We start from the raw sequence: 24,026 nt of genomic DNA, 5'->3' as shown, positions 1-24,026 counted from the left end.
CGGGGGTTGTCGGCATGAAATTAACGATGTAGATTTTCATGAAATTATAAATAAATAATTTCATGAGGCCGTGAATGTTTCAGCAATCCCAGCGCCATGTCGACAGTTACTACGCCCACAGTTGCGCCGATATTCTTAGCCATCGACCCGCGCTGGAAGGGCAGCACGACACCGACGTGGTGATCATCGGCGCCGGCTTCAGTGGCCTGCACACCGCGTTGCGCGTGGCGCTAGCCGGCAAACGCGTGACGCTGCTGGAGGCCAGTCGAGTGGCGTGGGCAGCCTCGGGGCGTAATGGTGGGCAGGCGATTCTGGGTTGGTCGTGTGACATGCCGCCGCTGGAGGCCGCGCTGGGGCATGAGCGGGCAAAGCGGCTGTGGGACGGCATGCGTTGGGCGGCTCGGGAATTGCGTGAATTACCGGGGCGCCATGGCTTCGACTGCGATCATCGGCCGGGGCATTTATGGACCTCGGTGATGCCGCGTCGCGTGAGTCTGCTGACCGATTGGCAACACGAGGCCAGCCATAAGTGGGGCCACGATGCATTGCAATTCATCCCACGCGAAGAACTGCCGCAATGGGTGGCCAGCGAGCGTTATCAGGCCGGTCTCTATGACCCGGAAGGCGCGCACCTTAACCCGTTGAAACTTGCCTTGGGTCTCGCGGCTGCCATCGAGCGGGCCGGCGGGTGTATCCATGAACAAAGCAAAGCGCTGAGTTATCAGGAGGAGGGCGCAGGTTTTCGGGTGCACACTGAACGCGGCTCGATTAAAGCCGATGTACTGGTACTCGCCTGCAATGCCTATCTCGATGAACTCGACCCCAAACTCGCCAGTTGCATCTTGCCGGTCGGCACCTATCAAGTCGCCACCGCGCCGCTCACTCTGGAGCAAGCCACCGCACTGTTGCCGAGCAACGTCTGTGTCACTGACAACCAATTCGTCCTCGATTACTTCCGTCGTACGCCGGACAACCGCTTGCTGTTCGGCGGCGGCTGCACTTACTTGGGCGGCATGCCCAAGGACATCGCGGCGGCCACGAGGCCGTTTCTCGAGCGAGTGTTCCCGCAGCTAAAAGGTGTCGAGGTGCAGTTCGCCTGGGGCGGGCACATCGATCTGACCCTGAACCGCACGCCGGATGTTGGCGGCGAGGGCAATCGTTATTGGCTGCAGGGTTATTCGGGGCATGGCGTGCTGCCGACACTGGCCGCCGCCCGCGCGGTGTCAGACGCAATCCTCGGCAACGCAGATGAATTGGCGTTGTATCAGGGCTTGAGTAATGGCAGTTTCCCCGGCGGCAAATACCTCGCGGCGCCGCTGGAAGCCATTGGCAAGGCCTGGTATCGATTGCGCGACAGCATCTGATTTGGAATCCCTGTCATGAACAAGCAAGAAGAAATCGCCGCGCTGGCGATCCTGATCCACGACCTGCGCAAGCACAAGAAGTGGACCCTGAAGGAACTGGCAGACAAGATCGGCCGCTCCGTGGGTTTCCTTTCGCAAGTTGAGCGCGGCTTGTCGCGGCCGACGGTGGCGGACCTGACGGCAATCAGCGAAACCTTTGGCGTGCCGACCACCTATTTCTACAGCCTGCCTAAAGCCAAAGAGTTGCCGTGGGTCACCAGGCCGGACGAGCGCCGCACGCTGTATTACGCCAACGGCATTACCGACATTCTGGTGTCGCCGCAGATCCGCGCCTCATTCTCCATGCTCGAAAGTCACCTTGAACCCGGCGCCAGCAGCGGCGATCGGCACCTGAGCGACAGCTCGGAGCAGGGCGGTTACGTGCTCGAAGGCGAATTGACCCTGTGGCTGGGCGATGACCAAGAACCGGCGACGTTAAAGGCCGGCGACAGCTTCCAGTTCGACAGCCACACCCGTTGCCGCTACGGCAACCTCACCGACCAGCTCACCCGCGTGCTGTGGGTCTACACCTGATAACAATAAAAGGATGAACACGATGGACGCTGTCTGCGCAGACTTGCTGGCTGAAGTGCGTGCGTTTCGCCAACGCTACCCCGAGGTGCGTTATGTCGACCTGATTTCCCTGGACATTCCCGGGCATTTCTACGGCAAGCGCTATCCCGTGGACATGCTCGAAAAAGTCGCCGCCGGCAGCGCGCTGAAACTGCCGCAAAACTGTGTATTGCTCGGCGTGCAGGGCGGCTTGTTCAAGATTGGCGATTACTGCTTCAACGACGGCGACCCGGACGCGGTGCGCCGACTGGTGCCGGGCACGCTGAAACCAGTGACCTGGGAAGCACAGCCGCTGGGGCAGATGCTGATCACCTCTGACGGCACGGAAAAACCAATCGAATTCGAACCCCGCGAAGTTCTCGCACAAGTGCTGAACCGACTGGCACGCAAAGGCATTCACCCGGTCGTAGCGTTTGAACTGGAGTTCTACCTGTTCGACAAAAAACTGCGCGACGGCCTGCCGCAATTCCCCCGCGACCACCTGACCGAAGACGCCGATGACCAACCGAACATGCACATCGAGCGCCTGTCACGCTTCGCGCCGGTGCTTGATGACATGGTTGAAGCCACTCGTGCCCAAGGCATCGACGCCACCGTCATCACCGCTGAACTCGGCCCCGGCCAGTTCGAAATCAATTTCGGCCACCTCGACGATGGCTTACGCGCTGCGGACTGGGCGGCTCTGTTCTGCCGCAGCACCCGAGGCGTTGCGCTTAAACACGGCTATCGCGCCAGTTTCATGGCCAAGCCGTACTTGCAGCATCCGGGCAGCGGCATGCATGTGCATGTCAGCCTTTATGACGCGGCCGGCAATAATCTTTTGGCGGCGAATCAACAGCAACCACTGCGCCATGCAGTTGCGGGGTGTCTGGAACTGTTGCCGCACAGCATGCCGATCTTCGCCCCGAATCAGAATGCGATGCGGCGATTGGGCGGTACGGTGAACACCGCCACCAAAGCAAGCTGGGGCTTTGAGGATCGTGATGCGTGTTTGCGCATTCCCGAGTCGGACGAGAAGAACCTGCGCATTGAGTACCGACTGGCCGGCGCGGATGCCAATCCGTATCTGGTGTTGGCGGCGATTCTAGTGGGACTTGAGCATGGACTTGAATCCGGCAAAGTACCGATCCCGCCGCTCAATGATGATCGCAACAGCGGGATTGGTTTTCCAACGGAGATGTTTGAAGCGGTGAGGGCGATGCAGCATCAGGCGCAGTTGCGCGAGGGGTTGGGCGCAGAGTTTGTCGACGTGTATTGCGAGAATAAACGCCAGGATCATCTGGCGTTCATGCAGGAGATCAGTGCGCGGGAGTATCGGTGGTACCTGTAAAACAAGCCCCGCCGGACTCCACTATACTGCTCGCGAAATCAAGGAAGCTTCGCAACAGGGAAGGCGATATAGATGATGAGCTACAGACGACTGGGTCGCTCGGGACTCAAGGTTTCCGCCATTGCGATGGGAACCGCACAGTGCAACTGGTGGGTGGATGAACCGACATCTCGCCGGTTGTTCGATGTTTATATCGAGTCGGGCGGTAACCTGATCGACACGGCTGATGTCTATCCGGCACTCGGTGACGGCGTGGGCGGCAAGGCTTCGGAAGAATTCGTCGGACGCTGGTTGAAAAACACGTCCAAGCGCAACGAGGTGCTGCTGGCGACAAAGGTTTCCGGGCGGATGGGGCCCGGACCGAATGACGAAGGGCTGTCCTGGCGGCACATCGTCAAAGCGGTCGAAGGTTCGCTGGCGCGCCTGCAAGTCGACTGCATTGATCTGTATCAGGCCCATGATGACTACGATGACGTTCCGATCGAAGAGACCCTGCGTGCATTCGAGCATCTGGTGCAACGGGGCATGGTGCGGTATGCGGGATGCTCCAACTTCAAGGCCTGGCGCCTGATGAAGTCGCTGGCCATCAGCGAGTGCAGCGGCCTTGTCAGTTATGTGAGTGTCCAGGAGCGCTACAACCTTGTCGAACGGCGTCGGATCGAATCAGAACTGCAGCCATTGTGCGTGGAGGAGGGCATTGGTCTTTTGCCCTACAACCCGCTGGCCAAGGGCTTTCTCTGTGGCCGCTATCACCGGCAGGCTACATTGCCCGATACGGCGCGCGCGCCCGGGGTGCAGAGAGACTATTTCAATGAACGCAACTGGCAGATCCTAGAGTCACTGCGCCGCATTGCCCGGGATTGCGACAGTAGCTGCACGCAAGTCGCGCTCGCCTGGCTACTGGCGCGACCTGCCGTGGTCGCGCCGGTGGTAGGCGCCAGTAGCGAGGAACAATTGCGCGAGATCATGGCAGCGCCGCAGCTGTGCCTGTCGCCGGCGGATGTGAATCATCTCAACGAGATCAGCGAACCACCGGTTGAACAGCCATGATCAGCCACTGCTGGCCGGCCGCCCTGTGCGCAAGCCAAGCCTGACTTGCCTCAGGTAATCCTGCCGGTTGTAGGGATTGGCCAAGGTTCGCTCCCGCCGCGGGGCGGTACCCGCGACCGGGGTATACGCGGCCAGTTCGCTTTCCATGAACCCCAGGCCGCTGGTGACATCGGGTATCTGGTGCTGCAACTTGTAGATGCGTGTGGTGACGATCGAGCCTTCGATGCGCGCCGTTTCCGCGTGCAGGGTGGTGCCATTGATCGTGGCACCGGCCTTGGCCAGCAAACCATGGACAGCGCTGCTCATCGCGGCCGGCACTTCAATGCTGAATTGGCTGCGCGGTTCGCAGACTTCGGTGCCGGCTTGCGCGATCGCCGCCGCCAGCACCAAGGGGGTGAGATGGCGAAAGTCAGCGGAGGTACTGGACGGCGAGGAATAGTCGACCGTGGTCAATGTCACTTCACAGTCGTATACCATCCAGCCATGCCTGCCTTCCTTGAGACTCTCGAAAACTGATTCCTCGATCGCTTTGTAGAAACTCGTCGGCATCAGGCCGGCGTGTGCCTGACGGATGAACGTGGCCCCCGATCCTGGTACCCCCGGGCTGACACGAATGCCGACGGTGGCCAGAAACGGATTGCCGGGTTCGTCGAGCGACTCCAATGCCTGGCCTGACGATAGCAGCGTTTCAACGCAGATCGCCGAGCTCTCCTCGAAAACCGCTTCGATGGCGTACTCCTCTTGCAAAGTGGCCTGGATGATTTCCTTTTGCACCTCGCCGTAAAGGGAGACGAACATCTGCCCTGTTGCGTTTCTGCGTAAATCGATCAACGGGTCCTGTTCGGCGAGCATGCTCAGGGCTTCCCAGAGTGCGTTGGTCTGCGTGGGCAGTGCGGGTGAAACATGGGTTTCGATCGCCGGCGGCGTGAAGGTGTGGACCACCTCGTTGCGCGCTCTGCCAACGCCGATCCGGTCGCCGATACGCACGCCGTCAAGCCCGGTGATGCACGCGATCTGACCGGCGCGAGCGAGGGTCGCAGGTTGCAGCCCACCGCTTGCAGACACCTCAATTGCGGTGATTCTTGAAGTGCCTTGTGGCGTATCAATGGATTGGCGCAGGTGTAACGTGCCTGCCTGCACGCAGACATGAAAGCGCCGGTGCCCACCCCAGCCCCTGTCGATCTTGAATACCGATGCCAGCACTGGGGCATTGGCGTCGTGAAGCTTGACCGGCGCCAACCGCGTGATCATCTCGATCATCTGTGCGACACCGACCCCGGTAATGGCGGATCCGGCAAACACCGGATTGACCAACCCCTTGCCCAATTGCTCTCGCAACACTTGCTCTAGACGTGTCCTGTCGATCGTTTGCGCAGCGGTGACATAGTCGTGGAGCAACGCCTCATCGTGTTCGCACAGCACGTCCAGCCACTTCGACGTCGCTTGAGCTGATGCTGGATCAAAGCTGTCGACCGTCACTTGGGCAGTGCCGGCCTCTCGCACGGTGCACAAGGCCAACGGTCGACTCTTGAGTTGCCCGCCGAGCGCATCCAGGGTCCGCTGGAAGTCAGCACCCTTGCGATCGATTTTGTTCACGAAGAACACATGAGGTATTGCCATTCGCTGCAGCGCATTTACCAGTACCCGGGTCTGCGCCTGGACTCCCTCGACCGCCGACACCACGATGACGGCGATATCCAACAGCGCGAGTGTTCGCTCCACCTCGGCAATAAAATCCGGGTGACCAGGAGTGTCCAGCAAATTGACCAACAGGTGGTTGACCTCGAACGAAGCCACTGCGGATCTGATCGTGATGCCTCGTTCACGTTCCAGCAGCAGGTTGTCGGTGTAAGTATTGCCGGAATCGACGCTGCCCAGACGGAGTCTGGCACCGGCATCGAACAGTATCCGTTCGGTAAGGCTGGTCTTGCCGGCATCGACGTGCGCAAGGATGCCCAGATTCAGGGATTTCATGGTTGATCGCTCCTGATCACACGGCTGACGAGGTGGGTGTCGGCCGGTCGAATTCCATTCCAATACACGCTGCCACTGCGGACACATCCAGGTACCACGGTGCAAGGATGTTTAAACTAGTTGAGGTTTGTAAGTGCGTCAATCGACCGCGGAGTGTTTCAATTTGTTTCTGTGGTGCTTTGCGGCGACGAAGGTACTGAAACTACGAAGCGAGACGGCATGTCACTGTTTGAATACAGCGAAAAGTCAGTACAGGCATGGCGCTGTAGTTTTTTCATTTAAATCATTGATACACGTCGAAAACCCTGACGGAACTAACTAGAAAGTTCGTTTTGCCGTGAAAACTGTTTCAAACAAACTTTCTTGACGTACCTGCGGACGACAGCTAAATCTTACGGCGCTGCAATTTGCAGCGAACTTTAAATCACATGGAGACAGTGAAATGATCAAATATCAAAGCGTGCAAAATCGGATGCTGTCGGCGCTGTTCATCCTCTGAGAAGCAAAAACCTTTATTTCGACCGTATTGAAAAATCCGGCTGTAAATAAAGTAACGGAATCGCATGGATACTCCATGCTCACTCTTAAAAAGGAGCTTCAACATGATTAAGTTCAATAGCGTACAGAACCGAATCCTTTCGGCACTGTTCATCCTCTGATTGTCCGCTGTACACAAGATACCGGTGTCTTGTGAGGTACGGCCGAAGCACTGCTTCGGCCGTATTTAATCTCGACAGCGCCGTTTCTACATGTCATTAGGGAAAGTGATATGCACAGCAAATTGGACGATGCGTTCTCGCGCGCCATGTTTTTTTACGATGATTCGGGCGCCCATCAGACGAACTGGTCACGCTCCGTGTGTGCGGGGCTGGCGGAACAGAATTTCGATGAGGTGCCTTATCGGGTCCCTCAACTGCTTGAACCCTCGACGCTGTTTGAAGTAGCCCAGCGTCATGCCATCGGCGTCGACGAACTCGAATTTTTCTCGTACCCGATGGACGGCCCGGTGGCCAAAGTGAAGTGGTTGGCGGACCGCCTGGAGTGGGCGCCTCCGGTACAGAAACTGAGCCTTGCCCAATGCCTCGCCGCCAGTTGCAGGTACCGTTACGCCAATCAGGTGCTGACGCAGATACCCTATGACGCACTGTTTCCCGATCAGCGGGTAACGTTTCATCTGACCCGGTTTGCGATTCAGAACCGCCTGGAGATGACGAACTCCCATCAGGAGGACTTCACTGCGCTCAAGGCATTGCTGCAAGCCCATCGGATGCCGCCGTCCAGGGTTCTGGATGTGTGCTCCCAGGCGATCGTCTGGAAACTCAAAGGTGATTCCATCGACGATGAATTGAACAAATGGTTCATCGGCGCCGGCGAGACGGCCGCCCGGCAGCTAGCCTCGAGTGACGCGCCCGTTGATCTGGTGTCCCTTTCATCGTTCTACCGCGGCCTGGCCATGGTCCCGGCCGCCCACGGCGACGTAGCGTCAACGCGGCAATACATGCTGCTGGCCGAAGAGTATGCCGATGCGGTCATCGGCGGGGAAAGAGGCGCAAGTATCCCGGCAAGGGAAGCACGCAAGACCGTCTACGAATCGAAACTCAAGGAAATGCTCTATGTTGCCCGCGACATCGAGAGCGCCCGAGGCGTGGCTGACGAACTGATTGCCTACGATCCTCACTGGAGCATCTCCTACCACGAAGCCGCCGAGATCGAAGTCAAGGATCGGCAGTGGCAACGTGCGTTGCAACGTTATCAGCAAGCCTACGATATCGGCTTCCCGCGGCTGACTTATTCGCAATACATGATCGGTGCCTGTCATCAACAAATCGGCAACTTCGATCTGGCACTGGACGCATTCAAGAATACCTTGTCGCTGGACACTACGAATATATCCGCAGGCGTCGCCGGTTTTGGGGTGGCCAGTCAACATGTTCCGGAACAGTTGCCATTCTTCAAATCCTGTATCGAACGATGGAATGCCGAGGGTCTGTTGCCCGACGAATATCGAGGATTAGCGCAATGAATACAGCACTCGACACGATCAAGATAACAGCCGTCGATCATATTCAACTTGATGTCGCTGACCTTGAAGAAAGTCGCGAATTTTATGCGCGAGTGTTCGGTTTCGAAGTCAAGGAAGTTGGTATTCGCGCCTTTACCCGCTGGATGACGATCGGCACCCATCAGACGCTGTATTTATGCATGCACGAATACCCGGAAGGTCGCGGTGTAAAGAATGATGGACTGGAAATTACTCACTTTGGTATTTTGGTGGAAGACTTTGATCGAGTGTTGACACAACTCCGCGACCACGGTGTGAAGTTGTTGCCCGACTATGAAGTTCAATACCATTCTTCACGCTCCGTTTATTTTATCGATCCGAACGGTTACAAGGTCGAAATATCCGAGAAGTACGGTGGCGGTATAGAGCACGCCAGGCAGGCGCAATGTTGAACGACACTGTGGAGAGCAACGTACCCGGCGCGGCTTACGCGCAGCATTTGCAAAATACCTGGTACAAAAACAACCAGGCCTTGCGCAATTTCAGACCGTGGCGCGAAACGTCGTCGAAAGACTGGCAAGCGCGCCCGACTTACCAGCGCACGGTCTCCTGCGATGAGCGGGTATGGAGCATTCCAGGCAGGATCGGTGATGACCGGATTCTATTCGGCTGTTGGGACAACAGCTTGCAGTGCGTGCGCCTGACTGACGGCGAACGCCTGTGGCAGTTTGCAACCCAGGGACCGGTGTACAGCTCTCCTGCGGTGTCGGACGACGGCAGTTTCGTGGTCGGATGCGAGGACCATTTACTGCGTCGGATAACCCGTGATGGCGAATGCCTTTGGGCGTTTCAAGCCCAGGGGCCGTTTCACGCCAGCCCGACCATCGATGCTGGCAGAAACATTGTTTACGCCGGCAGCTACGACCATACCCTGTACGCCGTCGACCATGCTTCGGGCACGCTGCTGTGGAAACAATCGTTCGACGATCAGGTCGAGGATGACCTCTACAGTTCGCCGGCACTGGATGGCGACGGTAATGTCATCGTCGGCACGGACAATGTGCTGATGTGCTTCAGTCCGACAGGTGAAGAGCGCTGGCGAATCACCGAAACGAGCCGGTTCGAAGGTACAGCGGCCATCGATCATGTTTCGGGGCGCGGGATCATCGGCACAGAAGTCGATGGCAAGATCATTGTGTTTGATGCTGCCAGCGGCACCGTGCTGGAACAGTTCCATACCGATGGTTTCGTGGTGTCATGTCCGAGCCTGTCGCCCGCAGGCGTGGCGTATGTCGGCAGCAATGACGGCTACGTGTACGGCATTGATCTGCACAAACTGAAAATGGTGTGGCGGGTCAATCTGGCGTGCGAATTCCGATACACACCTTTCACCGTGCTTCCAAGCGGTGACGCTTTGTTCGTCGGCACAGACGAGCGTCTGCACTGCCTGGCGCAACATACAGGACAAACCTTGTGGCAACTGGAGCACAGCACCGGATTCCATTCCTCGCCGTTGCTCACGGACGACGGACACCTGGTGATTGGCTCACACCGCAACGCGGTACATTTTTATCAATGGGTCCGCTAGCGTGGATCGAACCCCGGCAGTAAACAGGAGTGTTGGATGAGTCACGAATTGGAAGTCGAAACGCTCTTCGACGAATGGGCCATCGAGGATGGCGCGGTGGACATGGCCCGAGAGCACTGGGCACGCGTCGAGCCTGTATTGTCCGCCCTTGAACCCTCTACAGGTCGATACCTGGAAATCGGACCCGGCAACGGATACGCCCTGGAATACATGGCCCGATCGAAGTTTGCCGCAGGATACTGCCGCGCCGTGGAACTCAGTCAGGAAATGGCACGCATGTGCGCTGCGCGGGTCCAGGACTGCAACAACGTCGACATCGATGTCGAAAGTTTCATGAACTGGCATTCGCCAGCAGACATGCGCTTTGATCTGATTTTTTCCATGGAGGTGTTCTATTACTTCGAGGACATCACGGCAGCCATCGAAAAAGCCGCCGGCCTGCTGGCGCCCGGTGGCGAGCTGATTGTCATGGTGGATTACTACGAGGAAAGCGAAGAATCGCAAGGCTGGGCTCAAGAGCTGGGGGTGAATCTGACACGCTGGTCGCAGGGCCGTTTTCTCGAAGCCTTCAAGGCTGCTGGCCTGCAAGCCGTCAGCCAGGCGGTCAAGAGTGGTGGCGTGCACGAGCATGGCTTGACGCTCTGCACCCGAGGCACAAAGGCCTCGACACGCGCTCGTTCGTGACTGCCTGCAAGCGCCCGCCATGGCGGGCAACAGGTGCGATGGTCGAGGGTGGCGGTTGCCGGGGAGGGCAGCGGTGATATCCCATCTGGACCACATCGTCTACCCGTTGCCGCAGGCCCTGTTCGATGATGTCATCGGCCAGTTCACCCGTGCAGGCTTCATGGCGCACACGCGACAGGTGCGCCACGACGATGGCCGGGTCAGTGCGTTTTTCCGACTGAGTGGGGGGTATCTGGAGTTCTGCACTGGCAACGCTGCGGCCGGCGATCAGGGCTGTTCGATCTGGCTGTGTTCAACGGATCTGACGGCGCATGTCGACAGTCTCCAGCCGTCGCAGCGTGCAGCGCTGGCACTGTCGGCCAAAGCCCCGGCGGGTGAGACAGCGCCGGCCTGGTTGATTGCCAACTTGCCCGTTTTCGGCTCGGGCGTTGTCAGCGTGTCGCTCATTCAGTACCTGCGTGGCGTAGGTGTCGATCTCGCCACGCAGGTCTCGGACAACGGCTTGTTTGCGCTCAGCGGGGTCTCAGTGCTCTGCGCCCGCCCCGAGCAGGCTCAACACCACTACTTCACAAACCTGGATGACAGGGCCAGCATCGCGGCGGAGCAGGGGCGTTTGATGATCGGCCACCAGCGGCTGGCGTTTCTTGATCGCCAGAGGTTGCCCTGCCGGGAACCGCTGAACCTGACGGCAACGCCGTGCCTGGTCCACATGATCACGGTTGACGTCTATCGGACGAAGTCGATGCTTCTGGCGGCCGGTTTCATACTGAAGGAAGTGCTCGGCCTGGGTCTGCTGGCTCAATCCAGCCACCTGCCTTCGGTTTGTCTGGTGATTGATGACGGTGTGTCCGCGCAAGAACATCAGGCCCGGCTGCTGGCTCGCCGTGGTTGAATACGCCAACATACAGGGATCGCCATAGCAACATTCTGGCGTGTTGACTGAAGTGAAGGATGCGGGATTTCAAGGATAGGTATGTCAAAAGCAATCGAGCTGTCTGGTATCAGCAAGGTGTACGAGGTTTACCGGGCCCGTGACGGCCAGTCGCGTAGTCTGCTTCGTTACTTTCGTCGCGAGAAGACGTACGTGCCGGCGGTTACGGATGTTTCCTTTTCGATAGACCCGGGCGAGGTGGTCGGGTTTCTCGGTGGCAATGGTGCGGGCAAGACCACCACCCTGAAGATGCTCTCGGGTATCGTGCGGCCCAGCGGCGGACACCTCTCGGTATTGGGGCATGACCCGTTCAGGCGCCGTCCGGAGTTCCTCAAGTCGATTGCCCTGGTCATGGGACAAAAACAGCAACTGACGTGGGATCTCCCGGCGCTGGAATCCTTCCATCTGCATGGTGCCCTGTACGATATCGCGCCCGTCGAATGCCGGCGCCGTATCGATGAGTTGTGCCAGTTGCTGTCGGCCGGTGACATCATCCGCCGTCCAGTCAGGAAACTCTCGCTGGGCGAGCGGATGAAATGCGAGCTGATCCTGTCTCTGCTGCATCGTCCGAGCATCCTCTTTCTCGACGAGCCGACCATCGGCCTCGACCTGGAAATGCAGGTCGCCATTCGCAGGTTCCTCCTTGAGTACAACAGAGAATTCGGTGCAACGATCATTCTGACCTCCCATTACATGGCGGACATCGAAGCACTGTGCAATCGCGTCATTGTGTTGGATCAAGGGCGGGTGGTGTTCGATGGGGGACGCCAGGCGCTGGTGAAGGCCCATGTCAACGAGCGGCGAGTCAGCCTGCGCTTTTCCTCTGAGGTCGGCGGCGACGACCTGAGCGTCTATGGCAGCCTGGTCAGCCTGGACAGCGAAAGTGCCGAGCTGCTGGTGCCCGAAGAACAGTTCGCCGATACCGTGGCACAACTGTTGGCAAACTTCCCGGTGACGGACATCTCCATCCAGACGCCGTCCCTGGAGCAGGCTTTTCCGCGCCTGTTGCTGCCAAGGGAGCACGCGTGATGGTCGCCCTGGCTTCCTGGCCCGGCATCGCCGGGCGCCTGATTCGCACAAGCGTGCTGGTGACAGTGGTCTACCGGGCGCAGTTGTTTGTCTGGTTGATCAGCGGTGTCGCGCCATTGTTCATGATGATGATCTGGTGGGAGCTGTCACGGGACAAGGTCATCGGTGGCTACACCCCTGGCGATTTTGTCGCCTATTTCCTGGGCATTTATCTGGTCAGGCAGTTGACGGCGGTGTGGGTCATCTTCGTCCTTAACGACGAAATTCGTCAGGGCACCTTGTCCGGTCGCCTCCTCAAGCCGGTCGCACCTTTCTGGTTTCATGTGGCGGAACATTTGGGCCAGATGGTGGTGCGCGCACCGATCGTCATTACTTTGTTCTGTATTGGCGCCTCTCTGTTTGCCATCGACCTGGCGACCATCGCCTGGCGATTGCCGTTCTTCCTGGTTTCGCTGGTGCTGGCCTGGATCATTATTTTTCATATCTATTACTGCGTCGGTCTGCTTGCGTTCTGGATGGCCAATTCCCTGGCGCTGGATGCAATGGTCTGGTCGATGTACACGGTGCTCGGCGGCATGCTGATTCCTGTTGACCTGTTCCCTGAAGCCACCCGTCATCTGGTGGCGCTGCTGCCGTTCTCCGCATCGCTGGATTTTCCGGTCAAGTTGCTGATCGGCAAGGCCGCCGGCAGCGATCTGCTGCAAGGTTTCGCGGTGCAGCTTTTCTGGGTACTGGTGCTGGTCGGACTGCGCCGTGGGCTGTGGCGTCAGGGATTGAAGCGTTTTTCCGGAGCCGGCATATGAATTCAAGACCGTTGAAAGTGCTGCTGGCCCTGATCCGCCATTCGATGCTCGCGGAGTTGGAGTTTCGGATCAATGCCGTCACCAATGCGCTGAACACCGTGGTCGGGATGCTCCTGGCGCTGTACTTCCTGGATGCCATGTTCAGTGAAGTGGGCAGCCTGGGTGGCTGGAATCTGCACCAGGTCCTCGCGCTGTTCGGCGTGGCCCTGGTGCTTGAAGGCTTGCTTGAGGTCTGGCTGTTTCCAAGCCTGCACGCTCTGTCGGAGCAGGTGCGCACCGGTGATCTGGACTACCTGCTGGTGCGTCCGGTGGATAGTCAGTTCCTGGTGTCATGCTCGAAGATCAGCCTCTGGGAACTGCCTCGGGTTTTGATCGGGATTGCCGTGGTCGTGTACGCCATGCACGCCGAAGGCGCGCTGGGGGTGGGCAATCTCGCGGCGTTCCTCGGGCTGATGGCGGCAGGGGTGGCGATCTTTTACTCGTTGTTTCTGATTACCTGCACCTTGTCGATCTGGTTTGTGAAGATCGGTGATGTCTGGATCATCAGCTACACGCTCATGGAAATTGCGCGGTTTCCGGTCACGGCGTTTCCGCAAACAATCCGCATGGTCCTGACGTTCCTGGTCCCGGTGTACTTCGTGTCCAATGTCCCGGTGGCGGCGGCGATGGGCATGGTCGGGTGGCAAGAGGTCATCGGCGCGCTGCTTTTTGCATTCGCCTTTGTGTGCTTGTCGCGGGTGTTCTGGCTATTTGCCCTGCGCTCCTACAGCAGTGCCAGCAGCTAGTGCTGCAAATGCCGTTCAGCAGGATGCGCGGCAATGACTTTCGTCTACACAGGGAAGGTTTCGATGAGTATTTATTCCGGGCCAATTTTCGACGCTCATGTGCACACCGAGTTCGGGCAGCCTGCAAGCCTGCAAGCCTTCAAGGCGCTGCAGGCACGCTTCAACATTCGCGCAGCCGTCACGGATTCGCATAAACCCGGTTGCGATGCCGGGCAGTTGCAGGCGCTGGGCATCGGCAGATGTGCGGTCATCGCCCGGCCAGAATGGTCTTCCGAGTCCTTGGCTCAGGGATTGGCGAGCGGTATCTATGGGGCAATCAAAATCAATCTGGGGTTTATGCATGTGTACGCCGATGACCCCAAGCTCATGCCGTTGTATGCCTTGGCGCAGGAATTCGATGTCCCTGTGCTTTTCCACAGTGGCGACACGGGTTGGCATCGATCCAAACTCAAGTACGCCCACCCCCTGAGTCTGGACGAGGTCATCGTGGACCACGCGCAGGTGAACTTTCTCTTGGTTCACAGCGGCAATCCCTGGTTCACCGATGCCGCCGTGCTGTCCGCGAAAAACCCTAATGTCTGGCTCGATCTCAGTTCGATCATCGAGGGCCCGCTGAGTGAGGTATCGCAGGCCACGCAGGCCAGGCTGATGATCGACCCGATCCGTTGGATGCTGGATTACACCGGCAAACCGGAGCGGTTGATCTTCGGATCGGGCTGGCCCTCCGTCGATTACCCGGGTTACCTGGCCGCGTGCGCCAGTGCAGTAGACGAGCAGTTTCACCGGCAAGTGTTCTTTGACAATGCCGCGCAGTTGTTCAAACGGTTGCCGAGGGAAGGGGCGCCAGCATGCGACGTTCGCCCCTGAAAAAGCCCAAGCAAAAAAACGGGCGCACTCCAGCCTTTCGCGGTTACCTCAAAAACAAGGCCTATGCCGCAGCCCTCGCCGAGAGTTGTCAGGTCTTGTCCGGAGCCCGTTTTGCCGGGCGCGGGGCCGGGGAGCCCGGTGGATGGCGGGCATCGCTGTGGATCGCGCGAAAAGCGCGGGCTTTGGGACTGACACCCTGGCAGGGCCGTCGCGGCCTTTTTCAGTCCGTACCGCTCGGTTGCGCCACGGCGCGATCCGGGACCGAGCGCTACCGGAGAATCGTTCAGGGCGACGCCCGTCAGGCTCTGCACAGCGACGATGAATTGCTGATTCGCTCACAGCAAACCAGCGTTTCGCTCGAGCACGCGCCGTTGGTCTTTGCGGGTTACGGCATTGTCGCGGCGCAGTACGACTGGGACGATTACGCCGGCCTTGATGTCGCGGGCAAAGTGGTCGTGGTGTTACCCAACGACCCGGGGCGCAACAGTCCGGGAGGCAAGCGTTTCCAGGGCGAGCGCATGAGTTACTACGGCCGGTGGGAATACAAATACGAGGAGGCGGCCCGTCAGGGCGCGGCGGGTGTGATCATCGTCCACACCGACGCGTTGTTCGGCAGCGCATTTCACCTGGTACAGGACGAAATGCGCCGTCCTTTTCGTTTTCTTCCGGGAGCGTTGCGCAGCCGTCTGGCGTTCGAAGGATTCTGCAGCGAACGCTTCGCACGGCAATTGCTGACCCCGGCGGGTGTCGATCTCGACGCGTTTATCGCAGCACCAATGCCGATGACGGGGCGCCCGTGCGGGCTCGACGCCCACCTGCAACTGCGGCTGGAATTTGACGTCGTCGTCAGGCATTGCCGGAATGTGTTGGCCATGAAGAAGGGCAGGCTTTTTCCCAGGCAGTGTGTGCTGTTCTGCGCGCACCTGGATCATCTCGGCAAGACACCCGATGGCACGCAACCGCGAGGCTACTATCCCGGCGCCGTGGATAACGCTGTCGGCGTATCGGTGTTGCTGGAACTGGCCAGGCGTCTGGCCGGCAGAACGGCGTTACGGCGCACAGTGCTCTTTGCCTGGACCTCGGCAGAAGAGGTGGGCATGCATGGCTCGGCCCGGGTCGCGCAGTTGATTCGCGAGACGGGACTGGATGTGGTGGCGGTGCTCAATGTCGATGGTTTCGTACCGATAGGCCGGACCCGTGATTTGTTTCTGGTGGACGGTGATCAGTCCGACCTGCCCGATGCATTCGTTCGCGCAGCGAAAACTCTCGATCGGCGCATCAGCCTCGACGATGAACCTTCGGCAGGTTATTTCTACCGCTCCGATCAGGCGAGCTTCGCCAAGATCAACATCCCTTCTGTCCAGGTGAGTACCGGCAGCGATCTGTTGAAGGGCGGTGTCGAGGAAGGCATGAGGCGGCATGATTTCTACGACACGAACACCTATCACCGCACGTCCGATACTTTTAACCGGTATTGGGACTTCGCCAGCCTCATCGCCGACGTTGACGTTCTTCACGAAACGCTGCATCTGCTTGGCGATTCGTCAATGCGCCCGGTGCTGCGTTTGCGTTAGACACTGACGGTCACGCCGGTGGATATTTGGTCGGGATTATCGGGTCAGCAAGAGGTCGTCGACAACGATCAACACGTTGTCCATTCGTTTGACAGCCATGTCGGTCGCTCCTGCCTTGTTCAGCTATACGCAAACGCTTCTTCCTGATGTGACACTGGCAGCACCGCCAGGTGCGGAGAGTCGCCGAAGTACTCGATCAACAGTTCGGTGAGTACGCGTATTTTGCGCGCGGGATGCGGGCCTGGCGGGCGGAGAATGTAGGCGCTGGATGGTTTGTCATGATCGGTACGAGTGCGCCGCAAGCTATGTGTTCATGGGTGAGGCAATCGGGCAGGTAGGCGAGGCCAAGGCCTGCGATTGCGGCGGCGGCGAGGGCGGTGCCGTTGTCGGCCTTGAAGCGTCCTTGCGGGCGAACCGTGATGATCTTGTCGCCGTCCATGAATTGCCAGGCTTCGGTGCCCTGCATGAGCGCCTGATGGGTGTGCAGTTGGTCAGGCGTCTCGGGGACACCGTGCGCCTTGATGTAGTCCGGGCTCGCGACGAGCTTGGTGTAGACCGGGCCAATACGCCTTGCGATGAGGTTGGAGTCCTGCAGATAACCCACGCGGATGGCGCAATCGTAGCCCTCGGTAATGAGATCAACGAAGCGATCGCTGTAGCAGGTTTGCATGTGCAACTGAGGATGGCGGCGCGCCATTTCTGCCAGCACCGGTGCGAAGTGCGTCGGGCCGAACGACAGCGGAACCGCCACGCGCAAACGTCCGCGAAGGGCGCCGGCGGGCAGGATCGTCTCTCTGGCAATGTCGATCTCGGTGCAGACTCTGGCGGCGTAATCCCGGAACGTCGAGCCGGCCTCGGTAAGTGAAGCCCCGCGTGTGGAGCGCGCCATCAGTTGCACGCCCAATTCCGCTTCAAGCCGAGCCAGCCGGCGGCTGACAATCGACTTCGATACGCACTTTGACGGGTTCAACGCTGAAAAAGCTCTGGAGGAGGCGGCCAAGAAAGCCTGATTAGCCCGCAATTGATGAAGGTGGCGTTCGCAACAGCGGGCGTCATCTTCATTTGCAATTTAAGGAACGGACCACACTCAGAAGCGTGGCATGCCCCATTTAAACGCACACTTTTTCACAAAGACCTCTCCGCAACCATTCAATGGCAGAATCCCCTCAACTTGAAAGTTTTGGAGATCACCATGCTTCGTGCGTTTGAACGAAGACTCGACCCTTTTCCTCCTGACGAGGTTCCACCGCCACCCAACGGTCTGGCGCGTTTTCTGTGGGCCTGCACACGGGGCGCCCGCGGTTACATCCTTGTGCTGGCGCTGCTGAGTGCCGGTGTTTCGATTTATGAAGCCTGGCTGTTTTCCTTCCTCGGCCAAGTCGTGGATCTGCTCTCGACCTGGCAGGCCGGCGGTGAAGCCGCTGCGCAGGAGAGCCGCGTGCTGTGGGGCATGGGCATCGTCATGGGCACCAGTGTCGGGCTGGTGGCGCTGCGCACGATGGTGCAGCACCAGATATTGGCGATTAACCTGCCGTTGCGGCTGCGCTGGGACTTCCATCGGCTAATGCTGCGGCAAAGCCTTTCGTTTTTCTCCGATGAGTTTTCCGGCCGGGTCACGACTAAGGTGATGCAGACGGCACTGGCAGTGCGCGACGTGCTGTTCACCATGATCGAGATCATCCCGGGGATCGGCGTGTATTTCATCGCGATCATCGCGCTGGCCGGCGGCTTCGCTTTGAAGCTGATGCTGCCGTTCATTGGCTGGGCGGTGTTGTTCGCGCTGGCCATGTGGTACTTCGTGCCGCGCCTGGGGAAAGTCGGGCAGGAGCAGGCCAATGCGCGCTCGATGATGACCGGGCGTATATCGGACGCTTACACCAACATCACGACGGTAAAACTGTTCTCCCACTCCAATCGTGAAGCGCACTTCGCCCGCGCTGCGATGGAGGATTTCAAGCTGACCGGTTTTCGCCAGATGCGTCTGGTCAGCATGTTCGAGATCGTCAATCAGGCACTGGTGGTGGGGCTGATCATGTCAGCCGGGGGTTATGCCCTGTGGCTATGGCATCAGGGGGATGTCGGCGCCGGTGCCGTGGCGGCAATCACCGCCATGGCGTTGCGGATCAATGGCATGTCGAACTGGATCATGTGGCAAATGACCTCGCTCTTCGAAAGCATCGGCACCGTTCAGGATGGCATGGCGACCCTGACTCAGGGCGCCAAGGTGCAGGATGCACCGGATGCCGGCGTGCTGGTGACCAATGGCGGCGCCGTCACTTTCGACAAGGTGCATTTCAACTACAACGGCGAACGTCAGGTGCTCGATGGTCTGAACCTGAGCATCCGTCCGGGCGAAAAAATCGGTCTGGTCGGTCGTTCCGGTGCCGGCAAATCCACGCTGATCAACTTGCTGCTGCGCTTCTATGACGTCGACAGCGGCGAGATTCGCATCGACGGGCAAAACATCGCGCACGTAACGCAAGACAGTCTGCGCAGCGCCATCGGTATGGTCACGCAGGATACTTCGCTACTGCACCGTTCCATTCGCGACAACATCGCCTACGGCCGCCCCGATGCAACCGACGCGCAAATCCGCAGCGCCGCCGCCAGCGCCCAGGCTGATGAATTCATCAGCCAACTCAGCGACCGGCAGGGCCACAGCGGCTACGACACGCTGGTGGGCGAGCGCGGGATCAAGCTATCGGGTGGCCAGCGCCAACGCGTTGCGATTGCCCGGGTAATGCTCAAGAATGCGCCGATCCTGCTGCTGGACGAGGCCACCAGCGCGCTGGATTCGGAAGTCGAAGTGGCGATTCAGGAAAGCCTCGATGACATGATGCAGGGCAAAACCGTGATCGCCATTGCCCACCGGCTGTCGACCATTGCGGCCATGGACCGGCTGATCGTCATGGACGAAGGCCGCATTATTGAACAGGGCACTCACAGCGAATTGCTTGAGAGAAACGGCGTCTATGCGCGGCTTTGGCAGCATCAGAGCGGCGGGTTTCTGGGAGAGGACAAGGGCGTGGTCGAGGCGATGGATCAGGTGTGAGCGGGAAGGGCGCACGGAGAGTTCAATCCTGGCGCCCGTTAATTTCGCACGAGCATTCAGCGTTTAGGCGAGCGCGTCTAAAAGCGGTTCATATTTTTTTGAGGTGGCCATATTTGCCGCAAGCCAGGGGTGAGTGCACGGAGGGATGCCAGAAAGCAGGTCACCATTCGTCCAATACCCGGCACTCGCCACGCCTGATTGTCTCTCAACCTTAAGCACGGACTTCCCGCGCCTTGGTAGGAGAGCCAGCATGGAAATCGATGAAAAAGCCCCAGGCAACACGTCTCAGCAGGAAGTGACGCGCACTACGGACAATGAAACCGGCCATGATCCGCGCCGCGATGAGTCTTCGAACCCGTTGCCGGCGGACGATGAAGCGGCGGTCGATGAAGACATGAGCGATGTGGATGCGAACAACTCGGTGTCGAGTGAGCACCCTTAGCCAAGTTAAAAGGAAGGCAAAAGAAACCCGGCGTTCAGGCCGGGTTTTTTATTGGCCCTCAGCCTGACCCTCGCCCAGAGAGAGAGGCGACTGATAGGGGGAATGCTCAGAGCGCAGCCTTCACCTGCACGCCAAACAACAGCGCATTGTCGATGTCCTGCCCGGAGAACGCGCCCGGTTCGATGATGTACTGCACGTTTGGTCGCAGCGTCAGCCAAGGCGTGGCCTGATAACCGTAACCGAGCTCGATCAACTGTTCGGCGCTGTCCAGGTTCGGGAACGCCGTGCCATTGTTCAGCGCAGCGTCTTGCAGCACGTCGCGACTGCGCGGGTTGGGCACGGCGCGGCCATAGCCCAGGGCAACGGTGTCACGCGGGCGACCTTCGAACGGTTTGTACAGAACCACGCCAGTGCCGTACCACTTGCTGAATGGCGAAGCCGCTTCGCTGGCAGCCGAGTATTGACCGAAGGCGTGCAAGCTGCGTCCTTCGGACGATTTCGAGCTCCATACGGCCTGATCGACCAGCAGGTAATGACCACCACGACCGGATACTTCCTTGTCGCTGCCGATGCGTTTTACGTCGGAGCTGTCGTAGTAGTAGCCGACCTTGTATTCGCCGGGCAGCTCACCCGCGTGCTTGTACACCAGCTCGATCGGCACCACGGTGCCAGTGGTGTGTTTTGGGCCCAAGTGCCAGGCGCGGCTGGAGTTGCCGTTACTGTCCGGGTCGACATTGAACGCGGCAACACGCAGTTGCCACTCAGGCGACAGGTCGTACTTAACCCGCACGCCGAGATGGGCGTTGGGATAGTTGGTCCAGCCGCTGCCGCCGGACATGTTCAGCGGATGCCCGCAGAAGCCGGCGTTCATGAAGTTACAGAGGATGCCGCTGTCGAGGCCGCCGAGGTCGTTGCCCATGGCCATGTAACCGAGCTTGACGTTCAGCGCCGGAGTGAACAGCGTGCGCTCGTAGCTGAGTTCGGTCAGGCGGGTGTAGAGACCGCCGTAGTTTTCCTGAATCGGCAGACGGTTGCCGACCAGATCCTCGGAAGCGCTGTTGCCGCGCCGGTCGTTGATGCTCAGTTGCACCTTGCCGGCGTTGTCGACGCCATACAGTTTGCTCAGATCGAATTGCACACCGAGCTTGATGTTTTGCGAGTAACGGGCCGAACGATGCAGGCCACCGTCGGCGTTGTAAGCCGTTTCGCCGGTGTAGTCGCCGGTGAACTTAATGCCGTCTTCGTCCATCTGGTGGCGCAGCCCACCCCAATCACCGGTCAGGGTGTTGCGGGTCATCAGGTTCGAATCGGCATCGGCGAAAGCGGGCAGGGCAGCACTGCAGGTCAGGCCCAACAGCAAGCCGGCATGAGAAAAGCGAACAGGCAAAAGCATGTGAATCTTCCAGCTGAAATTTTAGCGATAGCGCAAAGCAGCGCGGCACCCTAAGGTGCCGCGCTATAAATGAAATGCCCATGTTCACCATGGGCATGGCGGCTTACGGCAAGGCGTAAGCCATCACGTAGTCGCCACGATCGGTCGACTGACGAGCGCCACCGGCGGTGATGACGATGTATTGCTTGCCGGTTTTTGGCGAAACATAAGTCATCGGGCCGCCCTGGCTGCCGACCGGCAGACGGGACTTCCAGACTTCCTCACCGTTGCCGCTGTTGAACGCGCGCAGGTAGAAGTCCTGGGTGCCGGCGATAAAGATCAAGCCACCTTGAGTCGACAGGGTGCCGCCCAGAGTTGGCAGACCAATCTTGATCGGCAGGTGCATGCGGATACCCAGCGGACCGGTGTCTTCAACGGTGCCGACCGGAACCTGCCAGGCGACTTTTTGTGTCTTCATGTCGATGGCGGTCAGCGTGCCGAACGGCGGCGCCTGGCAAGGAATGCCGGCGACCGACAGGAAGCGGTTTTTGTTCACCGCGTAAGGTGTGCCTTTGAGGGGGACGGCGCCCATACCGGTGTTCAATGCTTCGCCGCCGGAAGTGGCCTGGCCCTTGTTCTGCGACGGGATCATCTGAATCCAAAGACCCAGACGCATGTCGTTGACGAAGATGAAGCCATGCACCGGATCAGTCGAGATGCTGCCCCAGTTCATGCCGCCCAGCGAGCCCGGGAAGCTCAGGGATTTGTCGGTGCCCGGCGCGGTGTACAAGCCGTCATAACGCATCGACTTGAAGTCGATACGGCACAGCAATTGGTCATATGGAGTCGCGCCCCACATGTCCGATTCGGTCAGGTGCTGGGCACCGATCTGCGGCATGCCCACCGATTTTGGCTGGGTTGGCGAGTAAGGCTCGTTAGGAATGTTCGCCGCTTTGACCGGCACTTCTTTCACGTCAGTCAACGGTTTGCCGGTGGCGCGATCCAGTACGTAGATCTGCCCGGCCTTGGTACCGATCACCAGCGCCGGTACCGATTTACCGTCCTTGGTGAAGTCAATCAGGCTCGGCTGCATCGGCAGGTCGAAGTCCCAGAGATCGTTGTGAACGGTCTGGAACACCCACTTTTCTTCGCCGCTATTGGCGTCCAGCGCCAGGATAGAAGCGCCGTAGGTGTGATCCAGTTTGCTGCGCTCGACACCATAAATGTCGGTGGAGGAGCTGCCCATCGGCAGGAACACGGTGTTGGTCGCCGCGTCGTAAGACATGGGCGCCCAGCTGTTCGGCGTGCTGCGTACATAGGTGCTGCCGTCTGCCGGTGCTTTTTTATCCTGCGGATTACCCGGGTCGAACGCCCAACGCATGGCGCCGGTCATCACGTCAAAACCACGAATCACGCCGCCCGGCATATCGGCTTGCACGTTGTCGGCAACTCGGCCGCCAACCACAACGGTGGTGCCTGCCATCAACGGTGCGGACGACAATTGATAGTAGCTGTCCGGGACATCACCCAGACCGGCCTTCAGGTCGACTTGACCGTTATTGCCAAAGCCCTGGCAGAAATCACCGGTGTCGGCATCGACGGCGATCAGGCGCGCATCAATCGTGTTGGTCAGCAAGCGGCGCTGGCAGTTGGCGGCCGGCGCTGGCTGGGCCTCTGCGACTGGCGAGCTGCTCGGCTTGGCGACTGCGGCAGTGACGTCGAAATAGGCCATGCCACGGCAACGCTGCCAGACTTTCGACTGAGCGTTGATGGCGTTTTTCCACAGTTCCTTGCCTGTGTCGGCATCCAGCGCGATCAGGTTGTTGTGCGGGGTGCAGATGAACACTTTGTTGCCGACCTGCAGCGGGGTGAGTTGGTCTTCGGCACCGTTGCCGTCGCTCACGGCGACATCACCGGTGTGATAGGTCCACGCCACTTTCAACTTGTCGACGTTGTTGCGGTTGATCTGGTCCAGCGCGGCGAAACGGCTGCCGCCTTCAGTATTGCCGTAGTGAGCCCAGTCTTTCTGGGCTTTTTCCGGCTCGACCGGCGTAAGGCCCGGGCCAGTGCCCGTAGCAGCAACAGTCGGGTGAGCGACGAACATGTTGCCAGCGGCTACGGCCAGAGCGACCGCCAGTACCGCAGCAAGGGCATAAGCACCACGCCCCGGAACGCCACCGCTGGCACGTTTCAACAACGGGTAAACCAGCGTGACGGCCAGACCCACTGCGCTGAACATGAACAGGCGCGAGAACACCGGCCAGAACACCAGCCCTGCGTCGCTCACTGCCCAGATCGCGGTCCCCACCAGGAACGCCGCGAACAACCACGCACCGGCCGGTTTGAAGCGAGCAATCAGCAGGCCGGAGACTGTCATCACCAGACCACCCACCAGGAAGTACCAGGAGCCTCCCAGGCTGACCAATTTCACGCCGCCAGCAGCAAGCGCCAAGCCGAGTAGGGCGATGATCACGCCCAGTCCGACCAGAATGAATTTTGATATGCCCGAGAGGCGTTGACTCTGCTTCACGTTGAATGTCCCGTTGAAATGAGGCGCGCAGTATATA

General features: G+C 59.2%; 19 protein-coding genes and 1 pseudogene. 16 read left to right on the top strand and 4 right to left on the bottom strand.

Annotated features, from left to right (window positions below; all coding sequences use genetic code 11):
* Nucleotides 1-74: 74 nt before the first annotated feature.
* From ACA074_RS14295 to ACA074_RS14280, 4 genes are all read left to right on the top strand, one after another.
* On the top strand, nt 75-1,364 hold the full coding sequence (locus ACA074_RS14295; RefSeq protein ID WP_497677182.1) for an NAD(P)/FAD-dependent oxidoreductase: 1,290 nt from the start codon (nt 75-77) through the stop codon (nt 1,362-1,364).
* Between the two features lie 15 nt (nt 1,365-1,379).
* Entirely contained in the window at nt 1,380-1,937 is a 558-nt protein-coding gene (locus ACA074_RS14290; protein ID WP_401264083.1) for a helix-turn-helix domain-containing protein, read from the top strand.
* A gap of 22 nt (nt 1,938-1,959) precedes the next feature.
* On the top strand, nt 1,960-3,306 hold the full coding sequence (locus ACA074_RS14285) for a glutamine synthetase family protein (RefSeq protein ID WP_497677181.1): 1,347 nt from the start codon (nt 1,960-1,962) through the stop codon (nt 3,304-3,306).
* A 72-nt stretch (nt 3,307-3,378) separates the two neighbouring features.
* On the top strand, nt 3,379-4,356 hold the full coding sequence (locus ACA074_RS14280; RefSeq protein WP_497614012.1) for an aldo/keto reductase: 978 nt from the start codon (nt 3,379-3,381) through the stop codon (nt 4,354-4,356).
* Here the strand turns inward: ACA074_RS14280 and ACA074_RS14275 are convergent, their stop codons facing one another.
* Complete coding sequence (locus ACA074_RS14275) at nt 4,357-6,330, bottom strand: GTP-binding protein (RefSeq protein ID WP_497677180.1); 1,974 nt, start codon at nt 6,328-6,330, stop codon at nt 4,357-4,359. It lies immediately after the preceding gene.
* A 769-nt stretch (nt 6,331-7,099) separates the two neighbouring features.
* Here ACA074_RS14275 and ACA074_RS14270 point away from each other — a divergent pair.
* The 10 genes from ACA074_RS14270 to ACA074_RS14225 all read left to right on the top strand — a co-directional run bounded on the left by ACA074_RS14270 (nt 7,100) and on the right by ACA074_RS14225 (nt 16,593).
* On the top strand, nt 7,100-8,353 hold the full coding sequence (locus tag ACA074_RS14270) for a tetratricopeptide repeat protein (RefSeq protein WP_497677179.1): 1,254 nt from the start codon (nt 7,100-7,102) through the stop codon (nt 8,351-8,353).
* A complete protein-coding gene (locus tag ACA074_RS14265) occupies nt 8,350-8,784 on the top strand; it encodes a VOC family protein (RefSeq protein WP_497614006.1) in 435 nt (144 codons plus the stop codon). The genes ACA074_RS14270 and ACA074_RS14265 overlap by 4 nt, the downstream gene beginning before the upstream one ends.
* Entirely contained in the window at nt 8,778-9,920 is a 1,143-nt protein-coding gene (locus ACA074_RS14260; RefSeq protein WP_497614004.1) for a PQQ-binding-like beta-propeller repeat protein, read from the top strand. The genes ACA074_RS14265 and ACA074_RS14260 overlap by 7 nt, the downstream gene beginning before the upstream one ends.
* Before the next feature lie 36 nt (nt 9,921-9,956).
* Complete coding sequence (locus ACA074_RS14255; RefSeq protein WP_497614003.1) at nt 9,957-10,604, top strand: class I SAM-dependent methyltransferase; 648 nt, start codon at nt 9,957-9,959, stop codon at nt 10,602-10,604.
* Between the two features lie 73 nt (nt 10,605-10,677).
* Nucleotides 10,678-11,496 (top strand): hypothetical protein, encoded by an 819-nt coding sequence (locus tag ACA074_RS14250; RefSeq protein WP_497677178.1) that lies wholly within the window; start codon nt 10,678-10,680, stop codon nt 11,494-11,496.
* 81 nt (nt 11,497-11,577) lie between these two features.
* The gene (locus ACA074_RS14245) at nt 11,578-12,564 is read left to right on the top strand and encodes an ABC transporter ATP-binding protein (RefSeq protein WP_497613999.1); all 987 of its coding nucleotides are present in this window, start codon (nt 11,578-11,580) and stop codon (nt 12,562-12,564) included.
* Complete coding sequence (locus ACA074_RS14240) at nt 12,564-13,367, top strand: ABC transporter permease (RefSeq protein ID WP_497677177.1); 804 nt, start codon at nt 12,564-12,566, stop codon at nt 13,365-13,367. The genes ACA074_RS14245 and ACA074_RS14240 overlap by 1 nt, the downstream gene beginning before the upstream one ends.
* Nucleotides 13,364-14,152: an ABC transporter permease gene (locus tag ACA074_RS14235; RefSeq protein ID WP_497613995.1), complete on the top strand. Its 789-nt coding sequence runs from the start codon at nt 13,364-13,366 to the stop codon at nt 14,150-14,152. Before ACA074_RS14240 ends, ACA074_RS14235 begins: the two co-directional genes overlap by 4 nt.
* A gap of 33 nt (nt 14,153-14,185) precedes the next feature.
* Complete coding sequence (locus ACA074_RS14230; protein ID WP_497677176.1) at nt 14,186-15,019, top strand: amidohydrolase family protein; 834 nt, start codon at nt 14,186-14,188, stop codon at nt 15,017-15,019.
* A complete protein-coding gene (locus ACA074_RS14225) occupies nt 15,001-16,593 on the top strand; it encodes a M28 family peptidase (RefSeq protein ID WP_497677175.1) in 1,593 nt (530 codons plus the stop codon). The genes ACA074_RS14230 and ACA074_RS14225 overlap by 19 nt, the downstream gene beginning before the upstream one ends.
* Before the next feature lie 119 nt (nt 16,594-16,712).
* Here ACA074_RS14225 and ACA074_RS14220 read toward each other — a convergent pair.
* Nucleotides 16,713-17,545 (bottom strand): annotated as a pseudogene (locus tag ACA074_RS14220) (substrate binding domain-containing protein); the annotation flags it as partial.
* 240 nt (nt 17,546-17,785) lie between these two features.
* Between ACA074_RS14220 and ACA074_RS14215 the strand changes: the two are divergent.
* Nucleotides 17,786-19,645, top strand: a complete 1,860-nt coding sequence (locus ACA074_RS14215) for an ABC transporter ATP-binding protein (RefSeq protein WP_497613989.1) — start codon at nt 17,786-17,788, stop codon at nt 19,643-19,645.
* 250 nt (nt 19,646-19,895) lie between these two features.
* Nucleotides 19,896-20,087, top strand: a complete 192-nt coding sequence (locus ACA074_RS14210) for a hypothetical protein (protein WP_187679845.1) — start codon at nt 19,896-19,898, stop codon at nt 20,085-20,087.
* Nucleotides 20,088-20,193: 106 nt separating this feature from the next.
* Here the strand turns inward: ACA074_RS14210 and ACA074_RS14205 are convergent, their stop codons facing one another.
* Together ACA074_RS14205 and ACA074_RS14200 are read right to left on the bottom strand one after the other, a co-directional pair.
* A complete protein-coding gene (locus tag ACA074_RS14205; RefSeq protein WP_497677174.1) occupies nt 20,194-21,480 on the bottom strand; it encodes a carbohydrate porin in 1,287 nt (428 codons plus the stop codon).
* A 103-nt stretch (nt 21,481-21,583) separates the two neighbouring features.
* Nucleotides 21,584-23,989 carry a glucose/quinate/shikimate family membrane-bound PQQ-dependent dehydrogenase gene (locus ACA074_RS14200; RefSeq protein WP_497677173.1) on the bottom strand — a complete coding sequence of 802 codons (2,406 nt, stop codon included), beginning with the start codon at nt 23,987-23,989 and terminating at the stop codon, nt 21,584-21,586.
* Between the last annotated feature and the right edge of the window lie 37 nt (nt 23,990-24,026).

This window comes from Pseudomonas sp. LBUM1655 (genome assembly GCF_059716085.1).
This window is presented reverse-complemented; position numbering and strand designations above follow the sequence as displayed.

What these genes read in the sequence shown, in the direction of transcription:
- ACA074_RS14295 (WP_497677182.1), top strand. Translation starts at nt 75, where the DNA reads ATGTTTCAGCAATCCCAGCGCCATGTCGACAGTTACTACGCCCACAGT.
- ACA074_RS14205 (WP_497677174.1), bottom strand. Translation starts at nt 21,480, where the DNA reads ATGCTTTTGCCTGTTCGCTTTTCTCATGCCGGCTTGCTGTTGGGCCTG.
- ACA074_RS14290 (WP_401264083.1), top strand. Translation starts at nt 1,380, where the DNA reads ATGAACAAGCAAGAAGAAATCGCCGCGCTGGCGATCCTGATCCACGAC.
- ACA074_RS14240 (WP_497677177.1), top strand. Translation starts at nt 12,564, where the DNA reads ATGGTCGCCCTGGCTTCCTGGCCCGGCATCGCCGGGCGCCTGATTCGC.
- ACA074_RS14275 (WP_497677180.1), bottom strand. Translation starts at nt 6,330, where the DNA reads ATGAAATCCCTGAATCTGGGCATCCTTGCGCACGTCGATGCCGGCAAG.
- ACA074_RS14235 (WP_497613995.1), top strand. Translation starts at nt 13,364, where the DNA reads ATGAATTCAAGACCGTTGAAAGTGCTGCTGGCCCTGATCCGCCATTCG.
- ACA074_RS14285 (WP_497677181.1), top strand. Translation starts at nt 1,960, where the DNA reads ATGGACGCTGTCTGCGCAGACTTGCTGGCTGAAGTGCGTGCGTTTCGC.
- ACA074_RS14255 (WP_497614003.1), top strand. Translation starts at nt 9,957, where the DNA reads ATGAGTCACGAATTGGAAGTCGAAACGCTCTTCGACGAATGGGCCATC.
- ACA074_RS14210 (WP_187679845.1), top strand. Translation starts at nt 19,896, where the DNA reads ATGGAAATCGATGAAAAAGCCCCAGGCAACACGTCTCAGCAGGAAGTG.
- ACA074_RS14265 (WP_497614006.1), top strand. Translation starts at nt 8,350, where the DNA reads ATGAATACAGCACTCGACACGATCAAGATAACAGCCGTCGATCATATT.
- ACA074_RS14230 (WP_497677176.1), top strand. Translation starts at nt 14,186, where the DNA reads ATGACTTTCGTCTACACAGGGAAGGTTTCGATGAGTATTTATTCCGGG.
- ACA074_RS14225 (WP_497677175.1), top strand. Translation starts at nt 15,001, where the DNA reads ATGCGACGTTCGCCCCTGAAAAAGCCCAAGCAAAAAAACGGGCGCACT.
- ACA074_RS14245 (WP_497613999.1), top strand. Translation starts at nt 11,578, where the DNA reads ATGTCAAAAGCAATCGAGCTGTCTGGTATCAGCAAGGTGTACGAGGTT.
- ACA074_RS14215 (WP_497613989.1), top strand. Translation starts at nt 17,786, where the DNA reads ATGCTTCGTGCGTTTGAACGAAGACTCGACCCTTTTCCTCCTGACGAG.
- ACA074_RS14260 (WP_497614004.1), top strand. Translation starts at nt 8,778, where the DNA reads ATGTTGAACGACACTGTGGAGAGCAACGTACCCGGCGCGGCTTACGCG.
- ACA074_RS14270 (WP_497677179.1), top strand. Translation starts at nt 7,100, where the DNA reads ATGCACAGCAAATTGGACGATGCGTTCTCGCGCGCCATGTTTTTTTAC.
- ACA074_RS14280 (WP_497614012.1), top strand. Translation starts at nt 3,379, where the DNA reads ATGATGAGCTACAGACGACTGGGTCGCTCGGGACTCAAGGTTTCCGCC.